The organism is Peribacillus sp. FW305-BF15 (genome assembly GCF_058783805.1).
In genome coordinates, this window is sequence record NZ_JBYSYV010000003.1 from 176,438 (window position 1) to 189,428 (window position 12,991).

General features: G+C 42.6%; 16 protein-coding genes. 6 read left to right on the forward strand and 10 right to left on the reverse strand.

Features of this window, described 5'->3' with window-relative positions; translation table 11 throughout:
• Positions 1-52: 52 nt before the first annotated feature.
• Together AC3WLU_RS04150 and AC3WLU_RS04155 are read right to left on the reverse strand one after the other, a co-directional pair.
• Entirely contained in the window at positions 53-562 is a 510-nt protein-coding gene (locus tag AC3WLU_RS04150; protein ID WP_098185023.1) for a YwhD family protein, read from the reverse strand.
• A 34-nt stretch (positions 563-596) separates the two neighbouring features.
• Complete coding sequence (locus AC3WLU_RS04155) at positions 597-1,277, reverse strand: site-2 protease family protein (protein WP_492596852.1); 681 nt, start codon at positions 1,275-1,277, stop codon at positions 597-599.
• 140 nt (positions 1,278-1,417) lie between these two features.
• On the opposite strand from AC3WLU_RS04155, the gene thmT reads away from it, so the two are divergent.
• Positions 1,418-1,603, forward strand: coding sequence for a 2-hydroxymuconate tautomerase (thmT, locus tag AC3WLU_RS04160; protein ID WP_034315897.1), 186 nt, complete (start codon positions 1,418-1,420; stop codon positions 1,601-1,603).
• A 28-nt stretch (positions 1,604-1,631) separates the two neighbouring features.
• Here thmT and AC3WLU_RS04165 read toward each other — a convergent pair whose 3' ends face one another.
• From AC3WLU_RS04165 to AC3WLU_RS04175, 3 genes are all read right to left on the reverse strand, one after another.
• The gene (locus AC3WLU_RS04165; protein ID WP_268591315.1) at positions 1,632-2,141 is read right to left on the reverse strand and encodes a YwgA family protein; all 510 of its coding nucleotides are present in this window, start codon (positions 2,139-2,141) and stop codon (positions 1,632-1,634) included.
• A 32-nt stretch (positions 2,142-2,173) separates the two neighbouring features.
• Positions 2,174-3,481, reverse strand: a complete 1,308-nt coding sequence (locus AC3WLU_RS04170) for an HD domain-containing protein (RefSeq protein WP_034315900.1) — start codon at positions 3,479-3,481, stop codon at positions 2,174-2,176.
• A gap of 235 nt (positions 3,482-3,716) precedes the next feature.
• Positions 3,717-3,938, reverse strand: a complete 222-nt coding sequence (locus AC3WLU_RS04175) for a YuzB family protein (protein ID WP_034315903.1) — start codon at positions 3,936-3,938, stop codon at positions 3,717-3,719.
• Positions 3,939-4,207: 269 nt separating this feature from the next.
• Between AC3WLU_RS04175 and AC3WLU_RS04180 the strand changes: the two genes are divergently transcribed.
• The gene (locus AC3WLU_RS04180) at positions 4,208-4,954 is read left to right on the forward strand and encodes an RsfA family transcriptional regulator (RefSeq protein WP_492596853.1); all 747 of its coding nucleotides are present in this window, start codon (positions 4,208-4,210) and stop codon (positions 4,952-4,954) included.
• A 226-nt stretch (positions 4,955-5,180) separates the two neighbouring features.
• Here AC3WLU_RS04180 and lipL read toward each other — a convergent pair whose 3' ends face one another.
• Both lipL and pta read right to left on the reverse strand, forming a co-directional pair.
• Complete coding sequence (lipL, locus tag AC3WLU_RS04185) at positions 5,181-6,029, reverse strand: octanoyl-[GcvH]:protein N-octanoyltransferase (RefSeq protein ID WP_098864419.1); 849 nt, start codon at positions 6,027-6,029, stop codon at positions 5,181-5,183.
• A 34-nt stretch (positions 6,030-6,063) separates the two neighbouring features.
• Positions 6,064-7,050 (reverse strand): phosphate acetyltransferase, encoded by a 987-nt coding sequence (gene pta / locus AC3WLU_RS04190; RefSeq protein ID WP_034315909.1) that lies wholly within the window; start codon positions 7,048-7,050, stop codon positions 6,064-6,066.
• A 239-nt stretch (positions 7,051-7,289) separates the two neighbouring features.
• On the opposite strand from pta, the gene hemQ reads away from it, so the two are divergent.
• Complete coding sequence (hemQ, locus tag AC3WLU_RS04195; protein ID WP_053536913.1) at positions 7,290-8,039, forward strand: hydrogen peroxide-dependent heme synthase; 750 nt, start codon at positions 7,290-7,292, stop codon at positions 8,037-8,039.
• Between the two features lie 415 nt (positions 8,040-8,454).
• The gene (gene gerQ, locus AC3WLU_RS04200) at positions 8,455-8,970 is read left to right on the forward strand and encodes a spore coat protein GerQ (RefSeq protein WP_054398574.1); all 516 of its coding nucleotides are present in this window, start codon (positions 8,455-8,457) and stop codon (positions 8,968-8,970) included.
• Positions 8,971-9,272: 302 nt separating this feature from the next.
• Here the strand turns inward: gerQ and AC3WLU_RS04205 are convergent, their stop codons facing one another.
• The 3 genes from AC3WLU_RS04205 to AC3WLU_RS04215 form a co-directional block, all read right to left on the reverse strand.
• Positions 9,273-9,641 carry a DUF423 domain-containing protein gene (locus AC3WLU_RS04205; protein WP_053536916.1) on the reverse strand — a complete coding sequence of 123 codons (369 nt, stop codon included), beginning with the start codon at positions 9,639-9,641 and terminating at the stop codon, positions 9,273-9,275.
• Between the two features lie 23 nt (positions 9,642-9,664).
• A complete protein-coding gene (locus AC3WLU_RS04210) occupies positions 9,665-9,922 on the reverse strand; it encodes a YwdI family protein (protein ID WP_034315918.1) in 258 nt (85 codons plus the stop codon).
• A gap of 270 nt (positions 9,923-10,192) precedes the next feature.
• Complete coding sequence (locus tag AC3WLU_RS04215; protein ID WP_492596854.1) at positions 10,193-10,873, reverse strand: uracil-DNA glycosylase; 681 nt, start codon at positions 10,871-10,873, stop codon at positions 10,193-10,195.
• A 152-nt stretch (positions 10,874-11,025) separates the two neighbouring features.
• Between AC3WLU_RS04215 and AC3WLU_RS04220 the strand changes: the two genes are divergently transcribed.
• Together AC3WLU_RS04220 and AC3WLU_RS04225 are read left to right on the forward strand one after the other, a co-directional pair.
• Positions 11,026-12,459 (forward strand): phospholipase D family protein, encoded by a 1,434-nt coding sequence (locus tag AC3WLU_RS04220; RefSeq protein ID WP_492596855.1) that lies wholly within the window; start codon positions 11,026-11,028, stop codon positions 12,457-12,459.
• 135 nt (positions 12,460-12,594) lie between these two features.
• Positions 12,595-12,942 (forward strand): YflT domain-containing protein, encoded by a 348-nt coding sequence (locus tag AC3WLU_RS04225; protein WP_053536921.1) that lies wholly within the window; start codon positions 12,595-12,597, stop codon positions 12,940-12,942.
• The last annotated feature ends 49 nt before the right edge of the window (positions 12,943-12,991 follow it).

The following is a 12,991-nucleotide window of genomic DNA, read 5'->3' on the forward strand; positions in this document are numbered from 1 at the left end:
TCCTACAAGTGCATTTTTCACTAAACTTAACATTTCATCCATCAAACGAGATTCAAACCGTCAATGACTCCTTCAGCTGATCTGAAGAACGCTCCCACATTCCCGCATCATGGTTTTTCAGGAAGTCTGCGAGCACACGTTTTGACTTATCGTCCATTTCCTCAACGATGATCTTTCGTTTTAGCGATTTATCCATCCGGTTAACATGCTCCGGAAGCGATTTGTAACCGCGTCTAATTGACCTGTCGACCGTCATTTCACATGCTGTCACACCTGCATAGTGCGGACCATTTTGAGTGGCTTCAATGGTCACCCAAACAAGCCAGTAGGGTTTGGCATTCGGAACTTCCTCTTTAGTCTTTAAGAACTTGATCCCTTTTTCCACTGCACTCCTTGCGTGCATCGCACCGATATCGACCTCTGCTTCACCCGCATCCACATCGATGATGACCGGGGAAATATTATCGAGTGTTAATACCCCTGCCCCATATCCGCCATGACCTTCTGTTGGGTCGTTTTTTATAATATTGAAGCCTACCTTTTTCTTTGGTTGTTCTTCCATGTTCATATCCCCCTTTATTGTTTGTCATTCCTTATTATTGGTTAAAAAACAAAAGTGAAAAAAATTGACTCAAGGTGTCTCCCACAAACTTAGTACCAGTACCCAAAACCGGTCTAATTGTATATTGACTCAGCGGTGTGATGATCAGAATCAAAAAAATAAGGGAGCCATATTGTTCATACTGGGTCATTTTTGCTCGCAAGTCTGCGGAAACAAGATCCTGAACGATCCTATAACCATCGAGAGGCGGCAGCGGTAACAGATTAAATACAAACAAAAGGATATTCAAGTTGATGAGCACCTCGAAGAATGGCTTAACGAAGAACGGTAAATCAGGTCCAACGCCTGCCGCCAGCAACCAGTAAAAAATCAAGTACCCCAAAATTGCAACAAGCAAATTGCTGAACGGACCGGCAAAAGAGACGAGCACTCCTGCCAATTTTGGATTCTTGAAATGAAAACGATTGACCGGTACAGGTCTCGCCCAACCAAATCCGGCTATCAATATCAACAGAGTTCCGATCGGATCCAAATGTGAAATCGGATTCAATGTTACTCTTCCTTCATTCTTAGCTGTCGGGTCACCGAACTTATAGGCCACATACGCATGGGAAAATTCATGAACCGTAAATGCGATCAACAGTGACACAATGACATATGGAAGCATTTCCAAAGGATAAACCAAAAACCGTTCTATTTGATCAATGAATTCCATCGATAGCTTCTCCCCCATTGTTTATTACCGTTAGTATACATCAAAAGCTCATGAAGTGAAAAAACTCTGACTTCCGTGTCTTGCAATTCTTTTTCCATTGTGAAACACTACAAGATAAGAGAGGAAGGGGGGGAAAAGAGATGCCATATGTAACAGTCAAAATGCTTGAAGGCCGTACAGACGAACAAAAAAAGGCTTTAGTCGAAAAGGTGACTGCAGCCGTGACGGAAACAACTGGAGCACCAGCTGAAGCCGTGACGATTTTCATTGAAGAAATGTCAAAAAATCATTTAGCAGTAGCCGGTGTCCGTAAAAGCGATCTATAAGATTTACATAATGGGAAAAGCTAAGCCATCAATTCGGCTTAGCTTTTGTTTTTAACTGCTCAATATATTCATATGCCTCATCAATTTCTTCATGGGTATATTTTTGTTTGCTTTTCAGCGTAAAAATCTTCTCGGTGACTTCCTCTTTTTCAAGCGTGTCGAAGTATAATACCGTTGAAACCAGCTCCAAAAACCTGGCATTCTGTTCGTTCATATCCTGTAAGCATGCCTCAAGTGCCGGCATCTCCACTTCCTGTATGGATAGGAAATCCTGGCCGGCATCCGTTATCGAATAACAATATTGATAATAGCCTGCTTTTTTTTCCCTTACTTCATTCAAGTAGCCCATTTCGCAGAGCTCTTCAATCCGTAAGGTCAACTCCTCCGAATACGGTCCATAAAAGTGAAATTGAAACTTTTCATGAAATGGGAAGGACAGCTTCTTCGCGATATAAACGATTTTTTGTAATTTTTTTCGACCCGAGATTTCACCGGCAGTAGAAATTGCATTGATAATGTTTGCATGATCCTTAAACAAGGCTCGTCACTCCTCACCAAAAATGTACCACTTTAATCCGATAGCTCCAAAAGCTTGCGGATCTGTTTTTTAATATTTTTCTTCGTAGATTCATCACGCAATAAATCCGCTGGATAATACAACTTATGATCCGTTCTTCTTTTCCCTGAAATTGCATCGACAATTTCGGATTCACGTGATAATTCACGAATTTCGCCATTATTTTTAAGCAAGTGAATTGGAAGTCTCTCCTCTTCCTCACCCGGCCGGTAAAAATCATACGGCAGATCTGATGAGGAATCGACGACAAGATAATAATCCGGATCGATGCCTGCCTTCTTGAATAGCGTCCTTAATTCCATCAATCTGTTCATTTGACTGTTCGACGGATGGAATTCCACATATTTAAATAGTTTACGGTTAACGAAGCGAGTGCATAAATCTTTTAAAATCGCATCGTTTTCCTCTTCCCATGCTTCGAAATAATAGAGCATCACCGATTCATCCATTTTCAAATAGTCCGTTAAAGTCACTTCTCCCTTGAACAATGAATAAAAATGGTGCGGTTCTTGGGCAAACTCATAACCGGATTCATATAAATGTTTCGCCCTATGAAGGATCTTGGTAAGTATGACCTCCGCACTTCTCGTAACTGGATGGAAATAAACCTGCCAATACATTTGGTAGCGACTCATGATATAATCCTCAACCGCATGCATCCCGCTCTGCTTTATGACGGCATGTTCTTCCCTTGGCCTCATCACACGCAAAAGCCTTTCCATATCGAAATGACCATAACTCACGCCAGTGAAATAAGCATCACGCTGTAAATAGTCCATTCTATCAGCATCGATCTGACTTGAAATCAGGCTGACTACTAATTTGCCTTTATAGGTTTTCGCGATGACTTCTGCCACTTTTTTTGGAAAATCACGCCCAACTCTAAGGAGGATCTTATTCACTTCCGTATCGCCGACGATTATCTGCTGCGTGAATTGCTCATGATCCAGATCAAACACTTTTTCAAAAGAATGAGAGAAAGGACCATGACCCAAATCATGCAGGAGGGCTGCGCACAAGGATAGTAACCGCTCCTCTGGTTTCCATTCCGGTCTGCCCTCGAAAACATCATCCACGATTCTCCGGACAATCTCGTATACTCCAAGCGAATGGCTAAGCCGACTGTGTTCCGCACCATGAAAGGTTAAATAAGTCGTTCCCAGCTGTTTGATCCTACGAAGCCGCTGGAATTCCTTCGTCCCTATTAAATCCCATATAACCCGGTCACGAACATGTATATATCGGTGCACCGGATCCTTGAATACTTTTTCTTCTTGTAATTTTTCGCCGGAATATCCCATGAACTACCCTCTTTTTCATAATCTCGATGCACTCATTATAGCGTGTTTTGACAAAAAACCCTAACTTCCACCTCGCTAGTAAGAGGGGGCATTTTGTAAGAAAACGGAAGTTCCAGTCTGGTTTTGTCTCGAAAATAAGGAAATAAAAAATCACCGCAGTGTGTCGAATCTGGGTGATGATTACTGGTTCCATATATCATAAGAAACAATCCACTCTACCTATATATCATGGATCCTACTTTAGTTTTTTATTGATTTTATCTAGTAACTCGTCTTCTGTCAGTGCAGCAACCGGACGGTTATTGACAAAGGCAAAAGACTTCTTTCTGCCAGGACCGCAGTAGGATTGGCAGCCCACTTCAATTTTCGCGTCGGGATCAAGCTTTTCAAGACGCGGGATCAATGTTTTTATGTTTACCGCCAAGCAGTCATCGCACACTCTGAATTCATTGGACATCCTCCGGTCACCATCCTTTCCATGACAAACTGTATTTCATCCATTTATATGACTAAAAGGTATTTTACCGTTTCTACTTATGAATATCAAGAGGGCTGAATGATGTGAAAAATGATGTAATTAATCAAAAAACTAGTATCCTTTTAACCTTTTTGTATAAAAAATCCATATTTTGTCCAAAATGCTAGTAGAACACCCATAAATCACTGCCACACGATATTTTATATAGTTATTTATTTTAAAAGTTACCAGAAAGGGAGTATGTAGAAATGAAGGTTCGTCAAGACGCCTGGACAGAAGAAGATGATTTGCTTTTGGCAGAAACGGTATTGCGCCATGTGCGGGAAGGCAGCACTCAGCTTAATGCTTTTGAAGAGGTAGGAGATAAGTTGAATCGTACCTCTGCAGCATGCGGATTCCGCTGGAATGCAGTTGTCCGCCATAATTATGATAAAGCGCTATCCCTTGCCAAGAAACAGCGTAAGCAGCGGCAAAGGATCCTTGGAAAAGATCAAGGAGGGAAAAAACGGCTTCTTTATACACCGCCGTCCCCAACGATTTCCGACATAATGGTTCCCCATGTACAAGAGGAGGAACTAGAGTTGAATACCGAAGTCGATACTGCCAATTATGAAGCAGCAGAGGAATTCGTTGTGGCAGAAGCCCTCACTCCTAAGACACAGCACACACCAGTTACTTTGGAATCGGCCATGAGCCTTGATGCCGTCATCGCCTATTTGGAATTCATGAACGGCCGCATGCTTCAAGCCGAAGTATTAAAAACCGAAAATGAAAGATTGAAGCTTGAAATTAAAGGACTGAAAAAGCGAAACGAAGATTTGGAGAATAAAATCAGCCACCTAGAACAAAACAGCGGCTTGATGCAGGAAGATTATGAAACTTTGATGAATATCATGAATCGAGCAAGAAAGCTGGTCTTGTTAGAGGAAGAGGAACGTCCGGCAACGAAGTTCAAGATGGACCGGAATGGCAATTTGGAAAAAATGGCCGAGTAATAAGATAATGTGGGGTTCTGTTATATAGATCAACCACATGCCAGAGGCCGTTTCACCCCTATTTATCCGAAAAAAGGGAGCCAACAAGGCTCTTTTTTTCATTGTTTCAAGAAAGAAGGAATACTATCTCCGCCTATCATACAGTCCTTTTACAGTTTCAGTGAATGCTAAAGTCGTATTAAATGAAAGAAGCCATTCCTGACTTAATGGAACGGCTTCTTTCATATCAATCCTTTAATGCATCGAACACTTTATCATTGCGTTCGACCACTCTCGTCAAGTACGCCTCATACAGCGGCCATTCCTCAGCGGAAAGTGTGTCAGAGAATATCCTTTCGCTATGTTCCTTCAATACTTGAAGGAATCTGAGCATCACGTCTTGAACGCTCAATTGCACACCCAACAATTCGGTTAGGGATGCCATTACCGAAGGGACGATATCAGGATAAGCGAATTTGGTTTCTGCATTTCCTTTAGCTGCATCATAAAAACCCTTCACGAGACTGGCACGTTCAGCCCCGCTTCCATTGACACACAAATAGATTTGCACCGCTACACCATTGCGGATCCTGCGTTGGGATATACCGGCAAACTTTTGCCCATTTATACTTAAATCATAACTGCCGGGACAATAGGAACCGACGATCTCCCGCGCCTCCATCTTGACCGGGAAATCGGCAAACATCAATTGGACAAGCTCCCACATCGCATCATATCCACGATTGATTTCAATTTTCTGCTCGTTTTCAGGAAAAATGAGCGAAAAATTAAGGACCCCCTCATCCAGGACGACTGCAAGCCCTCCGGAATTCCTCACGATGGCCCGGAAACCATGTTCCTCCAAATGATCCAAGCCCTTTTTAAGAAAAGGCAACTTCGTATCCTGTATACCCATGACGATGGTTCGGTGGTGTACCCACGCCCTGGCTACGGCCGCTGATTTACCTGACCCAACGGAAGCGCAAAATGTATCATCCATCGCAAAGGACTCCAGAGCAGGAAACTGAGGTCCAACGGAAGATTGATCAATAATCCTCCACTCTTGCTGCATTAATAATGAATCTGTCTCACCCATACGAATCTCCCTCTACATTTAATCCTCAAGCTGCCTATTGATACTGCGCCACAAATCCCTGTGCAGCTGTAATGACAGCCAGTTTATATACATCCTCTTCACTGCATCCCCTCGAAAGGTCGTTCACCGGACGATTCAGCCCCTGAAGGATCGGACCGACCGCTTCGAAGCCACCCAAGCGCTGTACCATCTTATAGCTAATGTTCCCAGCTTCGAGACTTGGGAAAATAAAAACATTCGCATCCCCCTGAATAAGGGAATCCGGTGCTTTCTTCCTTGCCACAGAAGGGACGAAGGCCGCGTCAAACTGAAATTCCCCATCAAGGATGACTTCAGGGTCCATTTCCTTTGCCAAATCGACGGCATCAACCACTTTTAAGGTCTCGGGGGATGTTGCCGATCCCTTTGTCGAAAAGCTCAGCATCGCCACACGCGGTTCGATATCGAACATTAATGCAGTCTTCGCACTTTCTATAGCAATTTCAGCCAGGTCCTGGGAACTCGGGTTTATATTGATCGCACAATCCGCAAATACATATTTCTCTTCCTCCCGGACCATGATGAACACTCCCGAGGTTTTTTGGACGCCCGGCTTTGTTTTAATGATCTTTAAGGCTGGACGAACCGTATCGGCAGTAGAATGCGTTGCGCCACTAACCATTCCATGTGCCAGTTTCATATGGACGAGCATGGTTCCAAAATAGTTCTCATCCATTAAGATTTCACGTGCTTGTACATCAGTGTCTTTACCATCACGGACCTTCACGAACGCTTCAACCATTTCATCCATCATGATATAATTCTTCGGATCATATATTTCGATTGCATCAAGGGAGATCTTTAAGTCTTTTGCCTTCTCTTGAATCAACCCGATATCCCCGATCAATACCGGTGTCACCAGTTTAGCTTGGGCAAGCCTGCCTGCTGCTCCCAAAATCCGTTCATCCAACCCTTCCGGAAAAACGATCTTTAGATTATGCCCCATAATTTTCGATTCCAATATTTCAAATAAATCACTCATTGGCTCTTCCTCCTTTTTAGATACGTTTCCCCCATTTTTTCTATATTTAACCATCCGGTAAAATCCATTGTCGTCTTCTTTTAAGAATACTCCAGCAGCCAGGTAAATTCCAGCCCTCCGCAAATTTGAAAATTACAGAAACACCGAAAAACAGTGATGGTGTTTGCGGGTTGATATAAATTTCCTTATACTGAAACTATGCTATATTAAAGTTATAATAAGACTTAGGAGTGATTGTAATGAGTGAAGCAGCACAAACACTGGACGGCTGGTATTGTTTACATGATTTCCGCCTGATCGACTGGGCTTCCTGGAAAACGCTATCAAGTGACGAACGCCAATTGGCCATCTCGGAATTCCAAGGTTTACTGGATAAATGGAATATGACACAAAGCGACAATGAAGGCAGCCATGCCCTATATTCCATCGTTGGTCAGAAAGCGGACTTCATGCTTATGTTTGCCCGCCCGACCATGGAAGAATTGAATGCAATCGAAAACGAATTCAACAAAACGAAGCTTGCCGAATATACAATTCCCGCTTATTCATACGTTTCGGTCGTGGAATTAAGCAATTACTTAGCTGGCGGAGATGGTGAGGACCCATACCAGAACCCTCATGTTCGTTCCAGACTTTATCCGATACTGCCAAAAGCGAAACATGTATGCTTCTATCCAATGGACAAGCGTCGTGATGGCGATGATAACTGGTATATGCTTTCCATGGAAGAGCGCAAAGGCTTAATGCGTTCCCACGGCTTGATTGGCCGCAGTTATGCCGGTAAAGTAAAACAAATCATTTCAGGCTCTGTCGGTTTTGACGATTATGAATGGGGCGTGACTCTATTCGCAGATGATGTCCTTCAATTCAAAAAATTAATCTATGAAATGCGTTTTGATGAAGTGAGTGCACGATACGCTGCATTTGGCTCTTTCTTTGTAGGCAATATCCTGCCTGAAGAAAATGTATCTTCCTTCCTATACGTTTAAGACGAAGGGCTTCCGATTTCCGGAAGCTTTTTTTGCGTCCGCTCCTTTTTATTTTTTCCCCGGCTGTGGAATAAATCCAATCCCCATCCCATACATTTTCAATAGTGATGAATTTATTTTTTCACAGTCCCATTCAGCTTCAGGAAAATTGATCAAGGCAATTCCTGACTCCAGCGAGGTGAAGGAACGTTACTTCTATTCATTAGCCGGCAAGAGGATATGGCTTATATCATGAACGGCAGCCGTTATGTATCGCTTAACATTCATTGTGGTTTTTTAAGCCACCCGGGGATTGTCCAGAAAACATATACAATACTACCGGTCGCTATAAATCGCACTGTTTCTCCCAGTCCACACTCTCGGATTATCCAAATTCCACAGCATCAACTAAACCTTGAATTCAGGAGGGAATGCAATGTCACAAAATAATCCTTATGGTAATTACCCGTACGGAGGAAGCCCTTATTACCCCTATGAAAATAATGAGCCTGAACTAAGGCAGCAGAATCCTAACCAGCAGCAGGGTTACCCGCAGCAAGGATACCAACAACCACCATACCAGCCACAACAGCCCACTATGGCAGGCACGCCACAACAAATGCCGATGCAGGTGAGTCCAGCCACTTCCGGACCGCAGATACCTGGCATGCTTCCGGTCGAACAGTCGTACATCGAGAACATCTTGCGTTTGAATAAAGGGAAATTGGCCACTGTTTATACAACGTTTGAAAACAACAAGGAATGGAATGCCAAGATCTTCAAAGGAATCATCGAAGCTGCAGGACGCGATCACTTAATCATAAGCGATCCTCAAACGGGAAAACGATACTTAATCCCGATGGTATACTTAGATTATATAACGTTCGATGAAGAAATCGAATATGAATATCCATTTGGAGGCACTGGGCTTACCACCTATTCGCCAAGGTAAAAAAATCCTATATAGAAGAGCCTCAGAATCTATTTGATTCTGAGGCTCTTCTTATATTGGAATGACTTTTTCCAAAAAGATCGATCAGCTCAGTTTGTAGAGGTTCGGAACATTCCACCTTCAACTCATCAGGTATGGTTTCTATCTAAATGTAATAACAAAGTTGATTGGAGAAAAAGGTGCGAGCCCGCCTCTGGATAAGCGAGTGCCTGCAGCGGTAATGTACGTCCAAATTGTACAATCCATAAAAAAACTGCAGGCAAACTCGATTTCTTCGAATTTGTCTACAGCCTCAGCTGACCTTACAAGTATTTATACGCAGCAATGATCATTAAGACCCAAGCAACCAAGAAAGAAACTCCGCCAAGCGGTGTGATGGCACCAAGGACTTTGATTTGCGTAACGCTTAGAACGAATAGGCTTCCGGAAAATAGGATAATTCCTATTAGCATAAGCCAGCCGGACCAGTTGATCAGCGGACTATCAATTTTCCCAGCCAATAAACCGAGCACCAATAAACCCACCGCGTGGAACATTTGATATTGAACAGCGGTTTGCCAAGTTTCCAAATATTTATCAGGAATTTTCCCTTCCAGGCCGTGTGCACCGAATGCACCAAGTGCCACAGCAATAAATCCATTCAATGCACCTAAAATGATGAACAGTTTCAATTATTTCGCTCCCCTTCCCTAATTTAAAAATCGAACAAGGACTCCCCATTGGCCTCATCCATTTTAACCGGTTCTACATTCGGTGTAGCCGGCATGACGGGCTGGGTCAATGTGATTGGCTTCTGTATGCTGATGTTCGCAGCTTTTTCATCAACCATCACTTCACAAAGGGACTTAATGGCCATTACATACCCTTGCACCTTATCCTCTGAATTTGCCTGTTTCGCTTTTAAAACAAGCTCTTCGATTTTATCTAACATTTGTCTTGATGAAATATCCAACTTTACCACCTCGTCTATATACAGGTCAAAACTATCATAACTAGCATAGCAAAAATCAGAGAAGAAAACACCTTGCATATTTCCTACCTTTTAATTGGCTTTGCTTGAAATTTCAAGCATGGCTCTCCTGAAGAACGAAAGACATCAAGAGAAGGCTGGTTTGATGTTTTGAATTGAAAAGCACGGCAGCCTTTTGGAAAACTGAGATCCCAAGTTATATAGAAATGACGGCAAGCCATACAATTCACCCGTTTCGTTCTCTTGCCGATATCATCGGTTCGGGATTTTCCAATCAATTGGAGATTCCCCCATTTCCATCAGCAATTGATTTGTTTTGGAAAATGGTTTGGTGCCAAAGAAACCACGGGAAGCCGACAGCGGACTCGGATGTACAGACTTAATGATTTTATGGCGGGCTTCATCAATCAAAAGGATTTTGGTTTGAGCAGGTTTCCCCCACAGGATGAATACAACCGGTTTCGGACGGTCATTCAATAGGCGAATAATTTGATTCGTAAAGATTTCCCATCCTTTTCCGCGGTGTGAATGCGCCTCTCCCTCACGGACAGTCAAGACGGTATTCAATAGAAGCACTCCCTGTTTTGCCCATTCGACCAGGTAACCATTATCTGGTACCTCATAGCCAAGATCGGTATGTAACTCTTTAAAGATATTTCTTAAAGAGGGCGGGATGCGCACCTCCGGCTTGACTGAAAAACTAAGGCCATGCGCCTGACCCTGGCCATGGTAAGGGTCCTGTCCAAGGATGACAACCTTTACATCTTCAAAAGGAGTATAGTGAAGCGCATTGAAAATATCGTCCTGATCCGGATGAATGACTTGCTGACTGTACTCTTGCTTTATGAATTCCCATAGCTCCTGGTAATATTCTTTTTTGAATTCCTCTTTCAATAGAGGCCACCAATCATTTGTTAAAAACTGCTTTGCCATCTGCCACAGCCCCTCTCCGCTTTTTGAAACTATATTATATCAAACTTCATCGCCTTGCCTTTTTCCATAGATTACGATTTATGTTTCTATATACCCCAAAAAGGGGAAAATAGAAAGCTAGCAAGCAATTTAACCATGTTGGAGGCTTTCCTATGAAAAAGTGGTACAAAAGAAAACGATTTTATCTGCTTGTCAGCATTTTGATCATCATTGCAATCGTCATTGCCTATAACAGCTACAAGCCACTTCCCGATGGCATTTCTTATGAAGGGAAGGTTCATCATGTCGAGGATATCGATTTCATCTATAATCTTTCCTATCACGACGAACAAGGGAATCTGCAACATGAGCAGCGAATTTTCCAAACCATAAATCAAGCCATAGAAGAGGCTGATTCTTATATCGTAATCGATATGTTTTTGTTTAATGCTTTTTATGATGAAAAGATAAACTTCCCGAAGTTAACCGAGACGCTAAAGGATAATCTGGTTGAACAGAAGAAAAAGAAACCTGGCCTCCAGATTATATTCATTACTGATGAAGTGAATACTTCCTATAATGCCTACCAGTTAGAGGCATTGGAAACGATGAAGAAAAATGGAATTGATGTCATTGTTACCAACTTAGACCGCCTCCGGGATCCGAATCCTCTCTATTCAGGTGTATATCGGACCTTTTTCCAATGGTTCGGTGAAAGCGGGAAAGGCTGGATTGTCAATCCAATGGCTAAAAGCGCACCAAAGGTCACCTTGCGTTCTTATCTTAGACTGATGAATATCAAAGCCAATCACAGAAAAGTGGTCGCGACTGAAAAAACGGCCATCATCTCATCTGCCAATCCTCATGACGCAAGTGGCTTCCACTCCAATATTGCCTTCCAGATGGACGGGAATATCATCGGCGATTTCGTTAAAGCCGAAGAAGCCGCTTCGAAATTCTCGGGAGGACCAAAGTCATTTCCTGTGTTCAAGGAGAAATCAGCTGATAAAGGGCCGATATCAGTACAACTGCTAACGGAAGGAAAAATCAATAAACATGTCCTAAAGGCAATTAAGGATGCCGAAAATGGTGACAAGATCCATCTTGCCATGTTCTACATTGCCGATCGCGAGGTTGTCGAGGCATTAACGGATGCAGCTAAACGGGGTGTGAAGATTGAAATGATATTGGATCCGAATCAAAACGCATTCGGAAGTGAAAAAATCGGGCTGCCCAATCTTCCGGTTGCCGCCGAATTCGAAAAACTTGGGGATGAAAACATCTCGATCCGCTGGTATAAAACAGATAAAGAACAGTTCCATACAAAATTGATGATGATCCAAAAGGCTGATGAAACGGTCATTCTTGGAGGATCGGCTAATTATACTTCACGAAATCTAGATGACTATAACCTTGAAGCGAATGTTGAAATCCATGCTCCAAATGATGCGGACGTTTCCAAGGATGTCGACAGCTATTTCCATAGACTCTGGACAAATCAAAACGGAACATACACGGTGGATTACAGTGAATACCAAAAGAAACTGCCTGTCTTCAAATACTTGACCTATCGCATACAGAAGGTATTCCGCTTCACCACTTACTAAATGTTCTTTGAGATAAATGTTTAACAGGGTCCAAATGAGGTTATATACTACTATAGCCAATCAGCAACTGTAATAAGCAAGATTCCATTTACCTATTTTCAAGAAAACCTTAATGAAATTCAAGGAGGAGTTTATATGTATCAAGTACATGTAGTAGAAAACGGTTTACAAGCAAAGGAAAAAATCGATGAATTAGTTACATCAGGTTATACGAAAGACGATGTATATTTGTTTGCCCATGATAAAACCCGTTCTAAACACCTTACCGAGAATACAAATACAGAAGGTGTAGGCATGAAGGAACAAGGTTTCCTTGATACCGTCGGAAATCTCTTTAAATCTCGCGGAGATGAACTTCGTAATCGAATGAGCAACCTTGGCCTTAGTGATATGGAGGCAGAGCGTTACGAGGAAGTTCTTGACGAAGGAAAAGTAGTCATCGTTGCTTCCAAACAAGATAACAAAGACGGGGTCACACACTAAAACCCGTACCATTACCCTATATGGATTCATAAAAAAACGAGGCCCCAAA

Coding starts and splice junctions, on each gene's coding strand:
- AC3WLU_RS04150 (WP_098185023.1), bottom strand. CDS start 562: ATGGAAGAACAACCAAAGAAAAAGGTAGGCTTCAATATTATAAAAAAC.
- AC3WLU_RS04155 (WP_492596852.1), bottom strand. CDS start 1,277: ATGGAATTCATTGATCAAATAGAACGGTTTTTGGTTTATCCTTTGGAA.
- thmT (WP_034315897.1), top strand. CDS start 1,418: ATGCCATATGTAACAGTCAAAATGCTTGAAGGCCGTACAGACGAACAA.
- AC3WLU_RS04170 (WP_034315900.1), bottom strand. CDS start 3,481: ATGGGATATTCCGGCGAAAAATTACAAGAAGAAAAAGTATTCAAGGAT.
- AC3WLU_RS04175 (WP_034315903.1), bottom strand. CDS start 3,938: ATGTCCAATGAATTCAGAGTGTGCGATGACTGCTTGGCGGTAAACATA.
- AC3WLU_RS04180 (WP_492596853.1), top strand. CDS start 4,208: ATGAAGGTTCGTCAAGACGCCTGGACAGAAGAAGATGATTTGCTTTTG.
- lipL (WP_098864419.1), bottom strand. CDS start 6,029: ATGGGTGAGACAGATTCATTATTAATGCAGCAAGAGTGGAGGATTATT.
- pta (WP_034315909.1), bottom strand. CDS start 7,050: ATGAGTGATTTATTTGAAATATTGGAATCGAAAATTATGGGGCATAAT.
- hemQ (WP_053536913.1), top strand. CDS start 7,290: ATGAGTGAAGCAGCACAAACACTGGACGGCTGGTATTGTTTACATGAT.
- gerQ (WP_054398574.1), top strand. CDS start 8,455: ATGTCACAAAATAATCCTTATGGTAATTACCCGTACGGAGGAAGCCCT.
- AC3WLU_RS04215 (WP_492596854.1), bottom strand. CDS start 10,873: ATGGCAAAGCAGTTTTTAACAAATGATTGGTGGCCTCTATTGAAAGAG.
- AC3WLU_RS04220 (WP_492596855.1), top strand. CDS start 11,026: ATGAAAAAGTGGTACAAAAGAAAACGATTTTATCTGCTTGTCAGCATT.
- AC3WLU_RS04225 (WP_053536921.1), top strand. CDS start 12,595: ATGTATCAAGTACATGTAGTAGAAAACGGTTTACAAGCAAAGGAAAAA.